The organism is Acinetobacter sp. WCHAc010034 (genome assembly GCF_001696615.3).
Classification (GTDB): Bacteria; Pseudomonadota; Gammaproteobacteria; order Pseudomonadales; family Moraxellaceae; genus Acinetobacter.
This window is the reverse complement of record NZ_CP032279.1, coordinates 79,936-96,805: the sequence shown is the minus strand read 5'-3', so window position 1 is coordinate 96,805 and position 16,870 is coordinate 79,936. Positions and strand designations below refer to the sequence as shown.

General features: G+C 37.8%; 18 protein-coding genes and 3 pseudogenes. 9 read left to right on the top strand and 12 right to left on the bottom strand.

Going from position 1 to position 16,870, the window contains the following annotated elements:
• Positions 1-4 precede the first annotated feature (4 nt).
• Together BEN74_RS01845 and BEN74_RS01840 are read left to right on the top strand one after the other, a co-directional pair.
• Positions 5-1,354 (top strand): ISL3 family transposase, encoded by a 1,350-nt coding sequence (locus BEN74_RS01845; protein WP_068910057.1) that lies wholly within the window; start codon positions 5-7, stop codon positions 1,352-1,354.
• Positions 1,354-1,578, top strand: coding sequence for a hypothetical protein (locus BEN74_RS01840; protein ID WP_004911005.1), 225 nt, complete (start codon positions 1,354-1,356; stop codon positions 1,576-1,578). Before BEN74_RS01845 ends, BEN74_RS01840 begins: the two co-directional genes overlap by 1 nt.
• A gap of 115 nt (positions 1,579-1,693) precedes the next feature.
• On the opposite strand, the gene BEN74_RS01835 is transcribed toward BEN74_RS01840, so the two are convergent.
• The gene (locus BEN74_RS01835) at positions 1,694-2,626 is read right to left on the bottom strand and encodes an IS5 family transposase (protein WP_068907481.1); all 933 of its coding nucleotides are present in this window, start codon (positions 2,624-2,626) and stop codon (positions 1,694-1,696) included.
• A gap of 85 nt (positions 2,627-2,711) precedes the next feature.
• Between BEN74_RS01835 and BEN74_RS01830 the strand changes: the two genes are divergently transcribed.
• The 5 genes from BEN74_RS01830 (at position 2,712) to BEN74_RS01815 (ending at position 5,525) form a co-directional block, all read left to right on the top strand.
• Positions 2,712-3,296 carry a Mov34/MPN/PAD-1 family protein gene (locus tag BEN74_RS01830; RefSeq protein ID WP_068913330.1) on the top strand — a complete coding sequence of 195 codons (585 nt, stop codon included), beginning with the start codon at positions 2,712-2,714 and terminating at the stop codon, positions 3,294-3,296.
• Positions 3,297-3,310: 14 nt separating this feature from the next.
• Positions 3,311-3,904 (top strand): DUF6338 family protein, encoded by a 594-nt coding sequence (locus tag BEN74_RS01825; RefSeq protein WP_004910988.1) that lies wholly within the window; start codon positions 3,311-3,313, stop codon positions 3,902-3,904.
• Between the two features lie 166 nt (positions 3,905-4,070).
• The gene (locus BEN74_RS19200) at positions 4,071-4,232 is read left to right on the top strand and encodes a hypothetical protein (RefSeq protein WP_004879542.1); all 162 of its coding nucleotides are present in this window, start codon (positions 4,071-4,073) and stop codon (positions 4,230-4,232) included.
• Positions 4,233-4,241: 9 nt separating this feature from the next.
• Positions 4,242-4,406 carry a hypothetical protein gene (locus tag BEN74_RS19195; RefSeq protein ID WP_004879540.1) on the top strand — a complete coding sequence of 55 codons (165 nt, stop codon included), beginning with the start codon at positions 4,242-4,244 and terminating at the stop codon, positions 4,404-4,406.
• A gap of 456 nt (positions 4,407-4,862) precedes the next feature.
• Complete coding sequence (locus tag BEN74_RS01815) at positions 4,863-5,525, top strand: IS1595-like element ISAcra1 family transposase (protein ID WP_068908137.1); 663 nt, start codon at positions 4,863-4,865, stop codon at positions 5,523-5,525.
• A 17-nt stretch (positions 5,526-5,542) separates the two neighbouring features.
• Here the strand turns inward: BEN74_RS01815 and BEN74_RS01810 are convergent, their stop codons facing one another.
• From BEN74_RS01810 to BEN74_RS01790, 5 genes and pseudogenes are all read right to left on the bottom strand, one after another.
• Positions 5,543-6,523 carry a hypothetical protein gene (locus BEN74_RS01810; protein WP_228200378.1) on the bottom strand — a complete coding sequence of 327 codons (981 nt, stop codon included), beginning with the start codon at positions 6,521-6,523 and terminating at the stop codon, positions 5,543-5,545.
• A gap of 47 nt (positions 6,524-6,570) precedes the next feature.
• Positions 6,571-7,524, bottom strand: coding sequence for a TniB family NTP-binding protein (locus BEN74_RS01805; protein WP_228200377.1), 954 nt, complete (start codon positions 7,522-7,524; stop codon positions 6,571-6,573).
• A 1,309-nt stretch (positions 7,525-8,833) separates the two neighbouring features.
• Positions 8,834-9,427, bottom strand: a pseudogene (locus BEN74_RS19655) (transposase); the annotation flags it as partial.
• Positions 9,424-10,134 carry a TnsA endonuclease N-terminal domain-containing protein gene (locus tag BEN74_RS19850; RefSeq protein WP_042107264.1) on the bottom strand — a complete coding sequence of 237 codons (711 nt, stop codon included), beginning with the start codon at positions 10,132-10,134 and terminating at the stop codon, positions 9,424-9,426. The gene BEN74_RS19850 and the pseudogene BEN74_RS19655, both read right to left, overlap by 4 nt.
• Positions 10,135-10,357: 223 nt before the next feature.
• Positions 10,358-10,537 carry a DNA-binding protein gene (locus tag BEN74_RS01790; RefSeq protein ID WP_004915830.1) on the bottom strand — a complete coding sequence of 60 codons (180 nt, stop codon included), beginning with the start codon at positions 10,535-10,537 and terminating at the stop codon, positions 10,358-10,360.
• 1,284 nt (positions 10,538-11,821) lie between these two features.
• Between BEN74_RS01790 and BEN74_RS01785 the strand changes: the two genes are divergently transcribed.
• Entirely contained in the window at positions 11,822-13,249 is a 1,428-nt protein-coding gene (locus BEN74_RS01785; RefSeq protein WP_068911148.1) for an amidase, read from the top strand.
• Between the two features lie 107 nt (positions 13,250-13,356).
• Here BEN74_RS01785 and BEN74_RS01780 read toward each other — a convergent pair.
• Positions 13,357-13,470, bottom strand: a pseudogene (locus BEN74_RS01780) (OmpA family protein); the annotation flags it as partial.
• 97 nt (positions 13,471-13,567) lie between these two features.
• Here BEN74_RS01780 and BEN74_RS01775 point away from each other — a divergent pair.
• A pseudogene (locus tag BEN74_RS01775) lies at positions 13,568-13,737 on the top strand (M15 family peptidase); the annotation flags it as partial.
• A gap of 57 nt (positions 13,738-13,794) precedes the next feature.
• Here the strand turns inward: BEN74_RS01775 and BEN74_RS01770 are convergent.
• From BEN74_RS01770 to BEN74_RS19190, 5 genes are all read right to left on the bottom strand, one after another.
• Positions 13,795-14,559 (bottom strand): alpha/beta fold hydrolase, encoded by a 765-nt coding sequence (locus tag BEN74_RS01770; RefSeq protein ID WP_068911147.1) that lies wholly within the window; start codon positions 14,557-14,559, stop codon positions 13,795-13,797.
• Between the two features lie 156 nt (positions 14,560-14,715).
• Positions 14,716-15,591: an MBL fold metallo-hydrolase gene (locus tag BEN74_RS01765; RefSeq protein ID WP_068911146.1), complete on the bottom strand. Its 876-nt coding sequence runs from the start codon at positions 15,589-15,591 to the stop codon at positions 14,716-14,718.
• Positions 15,588-16,007 carry a DUF6691 family protein gene (locus tag BEN74_RS01760; RefSeq protein ID WP_068911145.1) on the bottom strand — a complete coding sequence of 140 codons (420 nt, stop codon included), beginning with the start codon at positions 16,005-16,007 and terminating at the stop codon, positions 15,588-15,590. The genes BEN74_RS01765 and BEN74_RS01760 overlap by 4 nt, the downstream gene beginning before the upstream one ends.
• The gene (locus tag BEN74_RS01755) at positions 16,004-16,423 is read right to left on the bottom strand and encodes a YeeE/YedE family protein (RefSeq protein ID WP_068911144.1); all 420 of its coding nucleotides are present in this window, start codon (positions 16,421-16,423) and stop codon (positions 16,004-16,006) included. Before BEN74_RS01755 ends, BEN74_RS01760 begins: the two co-directional genes overlap by 4 nt.
• A gap of 269 nt (positions 16,424-16,692) precedes the next feature.
• On the bottom strand, positions 16,693-16,857 hold the full coding sequence (locus BEN74_RS19190) for a hypothetical protein (RefSeq protein ID WP_162898116.1): 165 nt from the start codon (positions 16,855-16,857) through the stop codon (positions 16,693-16,695).
• Positions 16,858-16,870: the final 13 nt, after the last annotated feature.

Here is a 16,870-nt window from a genome sequence, read left to right as displayed (position 1 = left end):
TGGAATGATTGATATTCTGCAACTGGAAGGTGTACAACCGATAGATTACCGTAATGAAGATGGCTGTATTATGATTACCGTACAGCCAAGCGGTGAGCATTTGCAAACATGCCCTGAATGCGGTGGACGCTTATATAAGCACGGTCAGCGTATCAATCATTTTGCTGATACCCCTTTGCAGATGCAACCAGTAAAAATTGAGGTGATACGAACACGCTATCGCTGTTCTGAATGCAAAAGCATGATTACCCATCAACTTAGCTTCTTGGATGAAAAACGTAGAGCGACCCATCGGCTGATTCAGCAAGTACGCAAGCGTTGCTTAGATCGAACCTTTACGCAGCTTGCCGAAGATACGGGTGTAGTCGTGAACACCATTAAAAACATTACGCTCGATTTCGTGGAGGAATTAGAACGAGATATTAAGTTTGAAACTCCAACGATTATGGGTATTGATGAACTTAAATTGATGGGAACATATCGCTGTGTCATCACCAACCTTGCCATGAACAGCTTATATGATATGTTGCCTGAAAGAACTCAAGATACATTGATACCATACTTTGCCAAACTGCCTGATGCAGAAAAAGTAGAATGGATTTGTAGTGATATGTGGCGACCCTTCAAAAAGTCATTCCGTCTGCACCTACCAAATGCCAAGTTGGTTATTGATAAGTTTCATGTAGTGAGAATGGTAAGTGAAGCCTTAGACACTGAACATAAAGCTTTACAAAGTAGTTTGGATCGTGATGCCCGATTGAATATGAAAAAACATTTACGGTGGATACTGCTTAGACGACCAAATTCATTGACCGAAGATCAACAAAGAATTTTAGGAAATTTAGAAAAATGGCATCCTGAATTTAAGGAAGCTTATGACCTCAAAGAGCAGTTTTATAATATTTATGAAGCAACAACCAAAGACAATGCCATACAAAGGTTTCATGAATGGGAAAGTAGTATTCCCAAATATTTAAAGTCTTTCCGTGACGTTGCTAAAACTGTGAATAATCACTTTGAGGATATATTCACCTATTGGGATGCGCCAATAAGAATTACCAATGCTTATACTGAGGGGCATAATGGTATTACAAGAGTAGCGAACCGAATGGGGCGTGGCTATACTTTTGAAGTGCTTCGAGCAAAAATGTTATATAACAAAGTTGCTCGATCTATTACAACTTTAAAGACTCCATCATCTTCATTAAAATCAACCGAAGGTTATGAGGGTTTAACTGCATTTCCAACCAAGCAAGAGAATACTAAGTTGGAATATGGCGCTTATATTCCAACCTTGGTTGAATTGTATGGCGGTGATGAATATTTAGATGAAGAAGTAATTTCAACCATATAATGCAAATAGCCTTTGAAAACTTAACTCTTGAAAAAAAGAAAATTAGAAGTGCATGGTTAATTTCGCACTCGAATGCTCGACAAGTATTTCCAGAAAAGGTAGTCAATGCTTGTAGAAAAAATTCAAATTCAAGATTAAGAAGAATACTAAATGGAGAAACAACTATTGAAGAAGAGATAGATCTCTTAAATAAACGGCAGGAATTAAATATTACTAAAGAATAAATCTTAATCTTATATGATTTTAAAAAATTCTAATTCGGTGTGATTCACTATTGTAGGAATTTTTGGCTTTGTTGCACAAAGATTTGAAATACAAAGCCCCCTAATTGAGCCAAATTTAAGGCGTAACTTGGGTAAGTGGTCGACCTAATTCCGTAAATCTGTTGAGGACTGCTACACGTGCATGAATTTCATTGACTTGGCTATCAAATTTTCTTGCACTGAGTTTATCCCCCAATAATTTGATGCAATGCATCTTAGTTTCGACCAAACTTCGGCAATGATAGCCGGACCATTTTTTCCATAATGTCCTGCCTAAACGTTTAACTGTTCGAAGTAATTCATTTCGCGCTAGCGAGCTGATCTTTGTATCTTTCCATGGTTTCGCATTTTTTCTAGGTGGAATCACCGCATGCGCTTGCCGATCTGCAATGACCTGACGGCATTGCTTGGTGTCATAAGCTCCATCGGTATAAACAGAGTCAATCTGCTCATCTTGTGGAATCTGATCGAGTAAATCACCAAGCACTTGTGAATCACTCACATTATTTGTAGTGAGTTGAATGGCGCGTATTTGAAGGGTTTCAGCATCTATACCAATATGAAGTTTACGCCATTGGCGACGATATTCAGGTCCATGTTTCTTCCTTTTCCATTCACCTTCACCTAAAAACTTTAGACCGGTAGAGTCTACCAGCAAGTTAAGCCCACCACTGCTTTTTTGATAATTAATCGCAATATCAATATGTTTTTGTCTTCTGCAAAGCGTACTGTAATCTGGTGCGGTCCAATTTAATCCACAAAGTTTAATCAGACTTTGCACAAAGCCAGTGACCATACGTAAAGATAGACGGAATAAGGATTTAATCATTAAGCAGCATTGGATAGCTGCGTCGGAGTAGGTTTGATTTCGCCCTTGTTTGCCTTTTGATGGAGCATACCATTGCGTAGCAGGATCAAACCAAATGGCAATATTTCCGCGACTCATGAGTGCTCGGTTATATGCGGGCCAATTGGTTGTGCGATAGATTTTGTGTATAGGCTTCTTCATTTGAAAATTATATCGCTGAAAAAGCCTTTACAGATAGGTTTGTGCAACAAAGCCTAAAACAGGCGGAGGTTGCCGTGATATTTCAATGGTTATTTCTGATGAGCTGATTAAATTACACAGCGCCATATTGGCACGACAAATTCGTTTAGGAAGACTCAATAACCAAGCCCAGATCAAAGTTTGGTCTTTAGATGATTCGACAGGACAAGTAAATTCTCACATTGTAGAAGTATCACCTCAAAAGAAAGTCCTCTTAGATAATGGCTGGACAATAGTTTATGATAATTTTATTCATCAAAAACTATTTGAAATTAGAGCAAAAGAACTGCCGAAAGAAACAGGTGGTGTGATTTTAGGATACATCGACCAGAAATTAAAAAGTATCTATATTGTGGATGTTTGTGAGGCACCTCACGATAGCATTGCAACACCAACCACTTTCATAAGAGGAAGTGAAGGCCTTTCAGATTACATTGACCTATGTAGAGAAAAAACAGCTCATATTGTTCGTTATATTGGTGATTGGCATTCTCATCCTGACCATGTATCGACAAGCCCCAGTGCGTTGGATGAAGTATTACTAACCGATTTACAAAATAAGATAGATGATCCAGATGATCCTGTTTTAATGGCTATCATAAATTCTAATAAAGTCAGTTTTTATCTTTAATATAAGGGATTATTATGGAAATCTTTGAATCTAGTAAGCTTGTTCTATTTATTATTTTTGCAATTCCAGGCTTTATTTCAATAAAAACCTATTCGTTACTGTGCCCAAATCATGAAAAAGATAGTACAAAGCTAATTATTGATGCCATTACATATAGTTGTTTGAACTATGCTTTATTAGGACCTTTTATTTATATGATGATTTTTAGTAAAAAATGGGATTTTATTTGTCCTTTTTTTACAATTATCTTTTATTCATTTGTCATGCTCGTTTTTCCAGCATTTTTAGCTTGGGGATGGTTAAAGTTAAGAAATATGGAGTTTTTTAAAAAGAATGCTCCTCATCCTACACCAAGGGCATGGGACTATATTTTTTCTCAGAGAAAAGAATATTTTGTTTTAGTTACATTATCTGATGGGAAAAAACTAGCAGGAGAATATTCAGAGAAATCATTTACATCGAGTTTCCCTGAAGATCCGCAAATCTACTTAGAAAAAGCATGGGAGGTTAGTGCTGAGGGTGGTTTTGAAAGAATACGTGAGCAATCTGAAGGAATTCTAATATTATCCAAAGACATTCAAAGTATTGAATTTTTTCAACATCCCTAATATTTATCTATGGAGTTATCAATGTCAACTAAAGATTTAAAAACTAATATTCAGAGTATACCAAGCGACTTACAAACGAGAGGTTACCAACCACAAAAGGTGACTTCACAAAATTCGTCGAATACTCAACCCCCTAAAAAACCTTAATTTTAGAGCGAGATTAATTATGAATGATAAAACTCAAAGAGTGCCTGTTGGTGATGGTTATAGTCCAGCTGTAATAAAACCACACAACCCAATGCCTGGTGCAGGTTATCAACCAGAAAAATCGAAAGGAACTAACCCGAGTAATCCTCAAGCACCTACATCTCCACCTAAAAAACCCTAAGGAATCGAAATGTCTAATATTAAAAATCCTGAAAACATAAATGATAGTTACAGTCCGAAACCTTCTGGATCTATTTCTGATTCAGATAAATTTGGTTATCAACCAACCAGATCTTCTGGGGGGAACACATCAAATTCATCTCAACAAACTACATCTCCACCAAGAAAGCCCTAAGACGATATAGAGCTCGCATTCTTTATGCGGGTTCCATTTATTTATATTTACTTGTTTTGAAAAAAATACCTTGAACAGAATAAATCACGAAGCGATATCAAAAAGTTTAAATAGTATCTATTTTTTACATAACTCTTAATTAAATTTAATGACTATTTTCGACCAAATTTAAATCTTTTCTTTTTATTTTAACCCCTAATAAAACGTCTTCATAATTAAAGTTATACAAAAAAGTTGGTCCATAAAATATTTTATCAAGCAATTCTAATTGTTTGCTTGGTAAAAATTCATGAAGAAAAATAAAGTCATCATTAATATATTTAAAGCTTAAATTTCTAGATAAACTTTTACAAAAATGAATAAAATCCTCTAATTTAATAGTATTATTTTTATCGCTTTTTTCAAAATATTTATTAAGGCTCTAGACTAGCAGAATAATTATGTTAGTCTAGAATAATGATAGAAAACAGTAAATTAAGTCACTACAAGATTAAAAAAATTATTCAATGCTTTTGTGTTGATATTCCTGCTTCCAAAACAGCCTTATTACTCAATTTAAATCGTAATACGATTAATTATTGGTACATGCTTTTTAGAGAAACTATCTATGATCATCAAACAGATTTAAGAGCTAAGTTTGTTGGTTTAATAGAAGTAGATGAAAGCTATTTTGGAGCGAAAAGGCAACGTGGGTTTCATGGAAAGTTAAAGCGTGGTCGTGGGACTCTAAAACAGCCAGTATTTGGAATATTCGAACGTAATGGGCGCGTCTATACTGAAATCGTACCTGACTGTAAAATGAAGACTTTACAAGAGGTTATCATTGGTAAAGTTTCACTTGAGAGTGTGATTTATAGTGATGGATGGCGTGGCTATAATGGTCTTGTTGATGTGGGTTATTCAAAGCATTTTAGGGTAAATCACGGAGCAAATGAGTTTGCTAGAGGACAATGCCATATAAATGGAATAGAATCATTTTGGAGCTTTTGTAAAAGAAGGCTAGCAAAGTTTAACGGCATATCAAAAGAGTACTTTGATTATCATCTTAAAGAAACTGAATGGCGTTGGATGAGGGAACCTAATGAGTTAGCAACTGAGCTGTGGAACCTCATTAGGTAAAATTAAGTGTAAATCTGCTAGTCTAGAGCCTTATTAATTATTAAATCTGAAACATCATCAGTTGTGTTCAATATTTTTCTTACATTTAAATCTACTTTTCTTTGACCAAAATTTTCATCGTAATAATTCAAAAAGTTATATAACTCTTTGTCGTAATTATTAGAAATATTTTCAACCAACTCAAATCCCACAATATTCGAAAGACTCTCTCTAATTTTCAAACCAATTAAAGAAATGCTATTTATCAATCTAATTATTCTAAGCACTAATAAGAAAAATTCATATCTAACTACTTTACAATTAGGAAATCGAATATCAGTTCTTATGAATAACTTTCTAAACTCTTTGATCATAAACAGATCGGGTTGCATTAAAAAATCAATAGACTTTCTTAATCCTTTATATAAATTATTTAAACTATACTGCTCACTCCTGCTAGGCGATATACCTTTCAAATCTAAAAAATCATTATAAATTATAAAAATATCATTTTGGCTTATTTTTTCATCATATTCAACGATATAATCACTAATATTTGAATAAACAGAAATTTTGCAGAATTTACAGATTTCAATTTTTTCAGCATTCCAATCTAACAACTTATTACAGTGGGGACACCTACTTATATATGGAATCGAGTGGGTGGGGCATATCGCATTTCTTTTATATCCAGTAAGAGAGACATAACAGTTCTGCTTAATACAATATGGACAAATTAATAGACAACTAACTATATAAAAATTGTTTTTATTAGTTATACATAATTTATTTATGTCATCTTCTGCTAAGTCTGTAAATTTGTAAAAAACCGACTTGTCAAAATTTCCTTTAACTATATTAATAATATTTATCTTCTTATCAAAAATTGTTTTTATAACAGAATTTAGTGAAGGGTAAGCATTAGCTATTTTTATACGGTTTAAAAAACTCAGAATAAATTCATCTTCTTCTGGTATAGGGATGACAAGAAATTTTCTATTAAAATTTGGCTTATCCATTGCTTTTACTCTACTTAATGAAAGTATGATTACACATATAATCAGAGCTAAGAGTTTCTTATTTTCGAAGAAATACTAGTCATATCTAGACGAAATGGATTTGATTTAGTTTTACTTACATAGGAAGTAATACCGTCATCCCATGCTTTAATAAACTCTTCAATCGTTATTATATATTTATCTTTTTTCATCACTTGGAAAAGACAATTTTCTAAAAGAAGCATTAGGTAGGCATGATGACCATTTGTAGCTATATAAATCTGTAAAGCTAATAGCTGACTTGTTAAAGAAGGTTCAAATTTAATATGTAAATATTTTTCTATATTTAATGAAATCTGATGAAGGAAAGCATGTAATGTCCCTGGTTCATCTATTTTTGTAACTCTAAGCTGATTCAGCTTAAAGGTTTGTGAGAATCTTCGTGCAAGCTGACTGTCAATCTTCAATAACGACTCAAACTCAGGTAGACCTACTAGGCAAAAGCAAATACCAGTTTCATTTACCAAGGTTTTTATCCAGTTGCATACCACTGTATTCATTCGTTTAGTCGAAGTTTGAAGATCAAACAAATGATGAAATTCATCCATAAATATCAGCCTTGTTTCACATACTTTTAACAGTGCTACAAGTTTGTGATTCATCTGCGCTGTGCTCCCTGAAAAAGGAGCTGGATCATGCAAAGCATTTAGCATACAACTTGCAACAGATTTCACAGTAGCTGGTGAGGGTACTTCTATATAAAACACAGGGACTATAGACTTCTTAAATCCCTCCTCAGTCCGATAAGTAGGGGGATGCTTTTTCACAATAGTTTGGCAGAGCGTTGTTTTTCCTAATCCACCTTTTGCTAATAACAAGCAACCAAATGGCTGAGCGTATGTTTTATTTTTTTCTGCACAAAGTAAAATCCCTTTATACGCTGTATTAAATTCAGATGAAACTATAACTAGTTGCATGATTTTATTAATTTTATCTAAAATATTTTGATCACTATTCATCATCAAACTCCCAAGTCAAAAAATCTGAATAGTTATCTTTCTTATCAGATAAACTATCTAAAACTAAGTCTTTGGCTTGTGATGACATCAGCGGTAAAGTACTGAAACTATCTATTTTTTGTTCATCTAGATTAAATTCTATTGGATCCTCCAAAAGAACTTTTAAATGATTTGGCAGCTCAATCTTAAGTTGTTTCGCTTTTTTATTTAACTTAACCTCCGATTGAATACGCTGATGTAAAGCCCATCGTGCAAAATCTGTTACATGTTCACCCAATTTTTCTTTATCTACTTTTGATATTTTCTTTTTTTCTTCGAGAACCATCTCATGTTCATACAATGTTAATCCTCTTGTATAGGTTGGATCAGTTGAATCAGCTCGAATATAATTACTACTATCAAATGGATCTTGAAAATAAACATATTCTAGATTTGATTCATCCACCATAAGGATAACTTCAAGTATCCCCTGAGCTGACAATGTTGTGAGTACGTGAGATTTATAAGTAAGATACAGAAATTTAACCTGACCATGATTTATATTTCTTTTAACAGTTTTTCGTGTAATGACATCAATCTGAAATTTTGAGAGCAGAATAGGAGGGGTTATTTTAACAGCATCTCCCCATGCCAGTATGGGAGCTCGACTTATACTTGAATGTATAGTCTTATGATAAATTTCGTCAATCCATTCAGTTAGATAGGATCTTAATTTAGCTAAAGTAATGCTAGCATTTTTTTGTGGATCATAATCGGCCTTTTCTCGAGGATTTGAAAATGTGGTCCCCCTTATCTTTTGAATCAGGTTATGAGTTATTGTCCCAAAAAAACGTTCAATTTTAGCTTTATCGTCTGGTGTTCTATTTTGAGCTGGCTGAATCGTAATGCCTAGTTCACAGCATATTTTGCTCATTGTATTGTTTTTAAATTCCACACCATTATCAGGGATAATTAAAGCAGGAATTCCACCTGGAAGACCATTATGTGGTCTATTCAACATATCTTTAAAAGTTGCAAGAGTACTCGAAGCATTAACAGGTAACATACTTAGATACCATCCAACAATACAACGAGTAAAGATATCAATAGCACAAGTTAGAAAAGGACGCCCCATAACATCTTTTGATTCTTCATCGATAATAAATATGTCTAAATAATGAGTATCAATTTCGACTATTGCCATTACAAAAGGGCTTTCTTTTTTTATTCCAGCAGCTTTAAATGTTGTATTTGCGATTCTCGCGCCTTTTTTTGCTCGTATTACGACGTACGGATCCAGCTGCTTAATTCTTCGTTGAATAGTACGTAATGATGGACATTGATTAACGTTTATATCTTGCTCAAGCATTTTTGCTTTGATAAATGCTATAACATCAATGCTGCTTCGATGTTCTTTCGGTTCTAGATAGCACTCTCTAATTGCAAGAGTTATAATTTGTTCAATCTCAATATTAAAGCGAAGGAATTTATTTCCCGGCTTGATTTTATTTAAAACATAGAGATCCTTGTCATTATCTAAATACAGTTTTATCCATCTCATGACTGAACGGGGTGAGGGAGGAGAATGGTCCTTTATTCGTCTTGAAACATCGATAATTGTCTTATAAACATTAGGATGTGAATAGGGATGACTAACTGAATTTAACACGGTTTTAATGTATTCTTGTTTTCTCAATAGATCTCTAGTTTTTTCCTTACTTAATACCGAGTCAGATAAATCTCCATTTAATTTGATCTCACCTGAATGATATTTTTCAGTAAATTTTTCGATACTAATTGAGTAGATTTTTCCCCCAGTGATTGCTGAGTAACGTACCATCCCTTGACTTGTCCAACTAACTTCAAAGGAGGTTCCAGTTAGTAAAAATCTTAACCCTATCTTTGGAATTAACAAATGTGAGTTCATAGTAGCCCCCGAGATCTGACTGCTTCTACTAGAGCTGGGATGTAAACTGGCATAGGAATATATTTATAAAATATTAAGTAATATGCTATATCAACAGGCAAACTATTGTTTTCAATTATTTTTTGTATTTCTGTGAATAGTAATTTACCATGCGTAGGAATGACTTTTATTGCTTTATCTATCAGCTGATCTGTCCACGATTGTATTCCTATGCGTTGATAAAAATATAATAATGCAGTTTGGTTAAATCCCAACACAACATCATTTTTATCGACTACCTTATATTGTATGTTATGGTAATTTATTATTTTTTTAATTCGATGGTGTTTCTTAGCTTTTTTTTCTGTCAAATTATGTTTATCTGGTTTTACTTCATGGACTTCAACACGGCCATCAGAGTATTTAACTAAAAAGTCAGGATAATTTGATTCATATTGGCTTAATTGGATTTTTAATGCTTGTGTCCGATAGGAAACAACAGAAAGATCTCTCTCTAATTCAATTGCATATGCTAATTCCAAATTACTTTCAATAGGTATCATTCCAGCATTTTTCTTACTAGGAAATAACGAGGTACGCTTACCAACGCTACCTTGATGAATTTTCCTGATGCCGTGCAAGACACCTGCAATATCAGAGCCCCGTTTAAAAGCGAGTTCGATCTGCTCATGAAGATTTGAGTTTGGATCATCTTTATATTTTTTCATGTTGAGTACCTTCCTTAACTCGTTTGAAAAAACAGCAGGGCTGCTATTCAGAAACGAGCCTATTTATTCACTTTGTAAAAAACAAAATGTAGGGGCTTGACGAATTGCCCAATACAGAAGATACTTTGAGTAAGAGGTTTCAATATTTCTGTATTGGAATCAAACGACTTATGTCTGCAAACATAAGTCGTTTTCTTTTATATAAACCTATAAGAATAAATTTCTATTGCTTTATACCTAGCTTCACTGCGATCAGATGGCTTTTTCCTCTTTGTGGAATGCGTGTGTGATTCAATATTTGGTAGACCAATTGAGCAGGGAAATTATTCTCCCTTGACCATTCCGCAATTGATATACCAGAACTATTAAATTCTTCTTTTACTTGCTGGATACTTTTAATCATCTCGAAAGCTCCTAAATTTTTTATAAAAATATAGTAATTTTATAAAAACTACAATTTTCCATATTTCTTGTTTAAGACCAAAATTTTCCATAAAAAATAAAAAATAGAGTCTAAATTACACACAAGGCTTTGTTTTTATTATCTAAATATGCATTTTTAAAGTCAAAGACTTTGATATCTAGTCTTAAAATGTATTCAAGGGTTTAAGAGCTAAGTTTAATTTTTTTAGATACTTATTATCAATTTTTAGCTAAGGTTTTAAGCAGAATTAATTTTCTAAGATTTTTATATACTTAATAAAGATAGAGTGATTTAAATACATTTTTATTAAACCCCAACAATACTTTTAACGCTTCATGAATATATTTTAAAAAGCCTAGGAAAAGGGATAAAAGTATTTTAAGACATTGAAATATTTTATTACATTTTCCTAAAATCTTTTTTATAAATATGAAATATTCAGGAGCTTTTTTAATAAAACAGAAGCCAAGTAGTATTTTATTAGAGCTAAAAAATTGCTAGGAGCCTTGGGTAGGACGTTATGGAAAATAAGAGAAAAGTTGAGTCTAAGAGTCAGACCATGAAATTCATGTGAATGACATAACATCTGTCGCAAATGACAACTTATGTGTCGCGTGACGGATGCTTTGCATAGGCCACAGTCCCGGATATTCTATTTAACATAATATATATTATACGAAATCCTATGTATTTGTTTTAAGATTCAGCCAGTTTCCAATTACGTTAGTTGAATAAATCTATTGAAACTCCCTAATACAAAATGACATGGCCATTAAACTGTCAGCAGGTTTAAAATCAGCAACCATAGCGATTAAGACTTTTGCTTTAGATGCATCCACTGCATTCTCCAAAAAATTATAAGTGCATGATTTAAACGCTTTGCATTAGTTGGTGGAGATTCGAGCTGCAAAGCAAATTGATTGATTCTTCAGCGCTGAGAGAAAATGCCGTAAAGTCAAATTATGCCCAAGCTTAGATCTGCTGCCACAATCCGGCCGCGCAGATCTGAAGTGAGCTTATTTTTCTTTCAGTACTTGAATTAATAATTCCAATGCCTATTATCGCAGTTTATCTATTTGTTTTACCTTGAAAAATAAGAATAAAACCCTGCTCTATCAAAGCGTTTTATTTCCTTCATGCAGAAATAGTAATTGACAATTATTATTGTCAAAAATAAGCTAAGCTTACCTTAAACCATAGGCAAAATTTTCCAGCAGTATCCATACTTAAATAAAAAAATCTTAGAAATCAAAAGGAAATTATATGAATGGACATAAATTAAAGCGCATACATGCTTTTACAAATGATGCATTGGCAGATTATGATGCAGTCAAAATTGCGCAGCTCATTCAAAACAAAGAAATTTCTGTTCAGGAAGTCACTCAGGCCGCCGTAGACCGCGCTAAAAAAATCAATCCGCATATCAATGCCATAGAAACCGACTATTTTGAGCAAGCGCTGAATGATCCTAAATTCAGCATCAACCGCCAGTTTTCCGGGGTTCCATTTTTCTTTAAAGACAATACTGATTATGCCGGCATGCCTTCACATCATGGCTCAAAAGCCGTCCGCCCCGGCAATGCGGCAAATAATCCGAAATTAAGCCGGCAGTTGCTGGATCAAGGTTTTGTGGTTTTAGGCAAAAGCACACTGCCTGAATTCGGCTTAAACGCCAGCACAGAATTTAAGGACGGCTCCGCTACACTGAATCCATGGCATACAGAATACTCCTGCGGCGCGTCGTCCGGAGGTTCAGCAGCGCTGGTCGCCGCTGGCGTGATACCGATTGCGCATGCAAATGACGGCGGCGGTTCAATACGGATACCGGCGGCCTGCTGCGGCTTGATTGGCCTCAAACCGACACGCGGCCGCACATTCAGCAGCGATGCGTCAAAATCATTGCCCATCAATATTATTTCTGAAGGCGTTGTCACACGCAGCGTCCGGGATACAGCTCATTTCTTTGCCGGCATGGAAAGAAGCTTTCAGAATCCGAAATTGCCTGCAATCGGCCTTATTGAACATCCGTCCGGGCGCAAGCTGCGCATTGGCTTAGTCCCGCAATCGATTACCGGCCAGGTGGATGAAGAAACAACCGCAACGCTGTACCAGACAGCGCAGCTTTTAGAAAATCTAGGCCATCATGTCAGCGAGTTCAGGCTGCCGATTGCAGCCAGTTTTGTGAATGATTTCAGCCAGTATTGGGGATTTCTGGCCTTTATGCTGCAGAATCTGGGCAAACAGGCCTTTGGGCCAAGCTTTAACGCGCAGGAACTGGATAATTTAACTCTAGGCTTATCGGGCCTTTATAAGAAAAACTTTTATAAAACCCCTGCTTTCCTATTCCGACTGAAAAAAATTCAGCAGGACTATATGCGCATGTTCGATCATTTTGATGTGCTGCTTTCGCCAGTACTTGCGCATACCACACCAAAAATCGGCTATTTGTCGCCGCAGCTGCCTTTTGATGAGCTTTTTGAACGCATTCAGCGCTATGTCACGTTTACGCCGATTCAAAATGTCGCCGGCGCGCCGGCAATATCGATTCCAATGGGTGAAACAAAAATTGATGGACTGCCCATCAGCATGCAGATTTCCGCCAATATCGGCGATGAAAAGACACTCATTGAACTGGCTTATGCAATTGAAAAAGCGCAGCCGTGGCGCCGTATACAAGGTTCGGATAAATAGCCTTAATTGCTGTTTTATGGTGAATGTGAAATTTCCATTATTCAAAAGAAAGGAGAAGTGGCCTGAAAAGCGGATTCTCCTGCTTCAGCGCTAAAATATAAATCCGGCTACAGCACTTCAAATTCTATGCGCCGGTTTTTCCTGCGTCCTTCAGCTGTTGCATTGTCTGCAACGGGCTGATTTGAGCCAAAGCCTTCTGCGCTCAGGCGCTCTGCAGGAATTTTGCTTTACTTTTTCCGGTTTTCTATGGCGATTTTATGTCATATGGAGGAAGCGGCTGATCAACACCTTCGGCAGTATTCCGCATAGCAGGAGCTGTTGGCAGCCGACATAGTCTTTAAACGCAATGGCGAAGTGGTGATTTCGGAGCGCGATCCGTGGGCCATACTGAATACCGCATGCCCGGCTTGAAGAAAACCCCTGAAATGGCGGCGCAGCTGACCTCTGAAGGCCAGCTGCAGGCCGGAAATTTTTCCGCAGCAGAATAAACCGCTTAACAAGGCGCAATCTTAAAAAAGCGCCGTGCTGGCTATGTGCTGATTTCTTCAAGATTTTAAATAAAGCTGCAGCTGCTGCAGTACGGCCGCCGGCTGTTCCGCATGCAGCCAGTGCCCTGCGCCTTCAATTTCGCAAATTTCAGCCTGCGGAAATTGCTGCTGAATGGCTTCATAATGTTCAGGCTTGCTGACATAAGGCGACGCCGTGCCCCGCAGGAATAGAGCGGGTTTCTCCCACGCCGGCTGCGCAGTCCAGCCCAGAATTTCTGAATAGTGCTCATAAAGCGCCGGAACATTGAACAGCCATTGCCCTTTGGAAAAAGACTTCAGCAGAAACTGAATCACCATTTCTTCAGAGAAATACTGCTTCATGATATCAACCGCCTGCTGGCGTGACTGCACATTGGCCTGTGCTGCAGCAAACAGCGCCTTAAAAATCTGATCGTGATGATTTTGCTGATAAGCATAAGGTGCAATATCCAGCACGGCTAAATGAGCAATGCGTTCAGGCACAAGGCTGGCTGTGCGCATGGCAATTTTTCCGCCCATAGAATGCCCAACCAAACTGGCCTGCTGCAGTCCAAGATGATCCATTGTTTCAATGACATCCTGCGCCATCAGGTCATAATTCATTTCTGGCGCATGCGCTGATTTTCCGTGATTGCGCACATCCAGCTGCACAACCGTATGCGTATCCATGAATGCGCGCGCCAGCATGCCCAAATTACTTAGGCTGCCAAACAGGCCGTGAATAAAAACGATGGGCGCATGCGCTGAATTGCTGTTTTGCTGTATTTCGTAATTGAGGATCATGGCTTAGCTAAATTTTTCTGATTGCTTTTAAGATAATGGAATGATGAGGTGATGAAGGTATTTAATCAATTGCCTTTTGATAAAAAATCATTTTTTGCTTAGGCTATTTTGACATATGGGAAACCCGGAAGGCTTTGATGTTCCGGATTTTGGGCTTTATTTGAGGAAATAATTCAGCGGCAGCTTTAAATAGCGGATGCCGTTTTGTTCCGGTTCCGGCATCCGGCCCGCATCCATATTGATCTGAATGGCCGGCAGAATCAGCTTCGGCATAGCTAAAGATGCGTCACGGCGGCTGCGCATGGCGACAAATTCGCCTTTGTCCGCGCCTGCATGAATATGAATATTGCCCTGCTTCTGCGCCTGAATCGTGGTTTGGCACTGGTACTGCTGCCGGCCTTCGGGCAAATAGTCATGGCATAAATACACCCGGGTCTGCTCCGGCAAGCGGTACAGCAACTGCACAGAGTCAAATAGCGCGGAGGCGCTGCCCTTCGGGAAGTCGCAGCGCGCCGTCCCGTAATCCGGCATGAACAGCGTATCTCCAACAAATACGGCGTCGCCAATCACATAGCTGAGGCATGCGGGGGTATGCCCAGGCGTAGGGATATTGTAAGCCTGCATCTCCCCTATTTGGAAAGCCTCATGATCTTCAAACAAATGATCAAAGACTGGCTGTGAATTGAAGCGCTTTACATCCAAGTTGTAAATGTCGCTGAAAGTTTTCTGTACAACTGCAATTTTACTGCTGATTGCGGTTTTTCCGCCGGCCTGCTCTTTAATGTACTGGGAAGCTGTCAGATGGTCTGCATGCACATGAGTTTCTAAAATCCATTCTATGCTTAGGCTATTTTGCTGAATAAAGGCTAGAATCTGGTCTGCATGCGCAGTTTGCGTGGTGGCGGAGGCGGCGTCATAATCCAGCACGCTGTCTATTACGGCGCATTTCCGGGTTTGCGGATCAGCCACCACATAGCTGTAGGTATTGGTATTTTCATCAAAAAAATCCTGTACCCAAGGTTGGTTGCTCATGAATTCCCTCCAGCCCATAAGCGGTGCAGCCATACGCCAGCGAACATCGCCGCCAGAAAATAAACCGCCTGATAATGGCCCAAGCCAATTAAGGTAAAGCCCGGCGCCGGACAGATGCCTGCAATGCCCCAGCCTATGCCGAACAGGCAGCTCCCTGCCGCCAGTTTAGCATCTAAACGGCTGTTTTTAGGCAATTCAATAGGCTCTCCATACACGGTTTTAACCGGGCGGCGCACGGCGCGCTGAAACGGAATAAATGCCACGCAGATTGCGCCAGCCATAACAAAAGCCAGGCTCGGGTCCCACTGCCCTGCAATATCCAGAAAGTTCAGCACTTTTTCCGGGTTAGACATGCCGGAAAGCATGAGGCCTACAGAAAATAATCCGCCAAAGGCAAATGCGAGTAAATTCTTCATGCTGCTGCTCCCAATAGATGGCGCATTACAAATACCGTGATCATGCCGGCAGCCATAAACAGCGCCGTTGCGGCAATTGAACGCTTAGATAGCCGGCTGATGCCGCAGATGCCGTGCCCGCTGGTGCAGCCTGAACCTAGCCTTGTGCCAAAGCCTACCAGCAGGCCGGCGATTATCAGCATCCACGGGCTGGCCTTGACGGTAATTTCGGGCTGTACAAAAATGCCATAGATAAACGGCACAGTGAACAGTCCCAACAGAAACCAAAAGGCGGGACGCTGCAGCAGCTGATTGACACTGAAAAGCTGTCCGACTAAGCCGCTGATTCCGGCAATTTTTCCGTGCACATAAAGATAGCCCACGGCGGATAAGCCCAACAGTGCGCCGCCGAGAAAGGCAGATATAAAATCATGCACCTTAGTTCACCTCTTAAACATTATATGTTTTTATAATATGTTATTCTGCCTATTATTCAAGTGCTATTTTTTGCAAAACTGTATTCAGCATTTTTCTAAACGGAAAATGCTGTCAAATAGGCGCGATAGACTGTTCAAAAAACCGGTGGATAGTCATCCGCTCTTCAGTTTTCTGCACTTTATTGTTTATCTTAATTAACCAATTCTAAAATTATGCGGAATATATCCCCGAGGATTTTTTGACTTTGGTGTTTTTTGTAAAGTTATGCTTAAAAATTAAGATCAATATCAATATTGCTTAAAGCCTCACCAATCCATTGCAGTGCATTTGCGCCCAATTCCAAAACATCAGCTGAGCTGGATTGCTGTTCTTTCGCCTCTTCCTGTTCTCCGGCTTCAGCTGCGCCAATTTCCGGTTCTTCATTTTTTGTCATAATTTTCTTGACC